This window comes from Saccharomonospora iraqiensis subsp. paurometabolica YIM 90007, from assembly GCF_000231035.2.
Lineage (GTDB): Bacteria > Actinomycetota > Actinomycetes > Mycobacteriales > Pseudonocardiaceae > Saccharomonospora > Saccharomonospora paurometabolica.
Genome location: NZ_KI912185.1, coordinates 94,328 through 95,487 on the forward strand (window position 1 = coordinate 94,328; position 1,160 = coordinate 95,487).

1 protein-coding gene is annotated in these 1,160 nt (G+C 74.6%); it reads right to left on the reverse strand.

Going from position 1 to position 1,160, the window contains the following annotated elements; genetic code table 11:
* On the reverse strand, window positions 1–1,160 hold a 1,160-nt coding region (locus SACPADRAFT_RS24505; RefSeq protein WP_007027692.1), incomplete at both ends, for a transglutaminase-like domain-containing protein.

Consider the following 1,160-nt stretch of genomic DNA (forward strand, 5'->3'; position numbering starts at 1 on the left):
GCGGCAACCCGCCCGAGCCAGGGGCCGGTCCCCGGTTCCGGGCCGCCCCCTGCCGTCGCCGTGTCCCCGGGGTCGTCCACCCCGGCGGACGGGGGCGCAGCGGTGGCCGAGGTCGTGGTGTCCGGCTCGTCGGGGCCGACGGTGTCCTCGACGTCGGATTCCGAGCGCAGGTACGGCGGGACGGAGCCGCGGCCGTCGGACAGCGGGGTGGGGTCGAAGGTGACCCAGCCGATGCCGTCGAAGTACACCTCCACCCACGCGTGCGCGTCCCGGGAGGTGATCGTGCGGACGTTGCCGTCGCGGTACCCGGAGGTGAACCCGACCGCGACCCGGGAGGGGATGTCGAGCGTCCGCAGCAGCACCGCCATCGACGACGCGAACTGCTCGCAGTATCCGCGCCTGCCGTTGAACAGGAAGTCGGCCAGTGCGTCGCGGTCGGTGGCCGGTGCGGTCTCGGTGTCGTAGACGAAGCCGTTCCCGGGACGGAAGTGCCGCCAGACGGCCTCGACCTTGTCGAAGACCGTGTCCTCGGACCCGGTCAGCCGTCGCGCCAGCCCGCGCACGCGCGGGTCCACGCCGGAGTCGTCGACGTAGACGTCCGCGACGTCGCCGGCCGCGGTCCCGGCCGCGCGCAGTTCCTCCTCGGTCGGCCGCTCCAACGCGGCGACCTCGGTGTACGGCTCCGGGCGGGTGCGCCGTTCCCGGAACACCGCGCCGCTGGCGCGGTCGTAGAACCAGCCGTCGGCCACGCCGGACAACCTCCGGGGCGAACCGTAGACCGGCAGCCACACGTCGTTCCAGTTGACCGGATCGATGCGCAGGGTGCGGTGCGGAGCGGACCCGTCGTCGCCGGGCGCCGTGGGCAGCGCACCGTCCGCGCGCACGCCCGCGGGCATCGGCCCGTCGGCCAGCCCCCACCCCTCGTTCGGCCGGTAGGTGTCGAGTGTGAAGGCGCGCAGCAACCGCTTCTCGTCACCGAGACCCCGCACGCGGAACAGCTCCACGTCACCACTGCGGTCCAACATCCCGCGCAGTGACGTGAACGGGTTGACCCCGAGCCCGCCCGGGACGTCGCGGCCCGCGCCCTCGCCCGGCAGGCTCCCCTCCGTGCCGACGGCGGTCACCGTCGACCCCGCCACGAGCCCCGCCACCACGGCCGC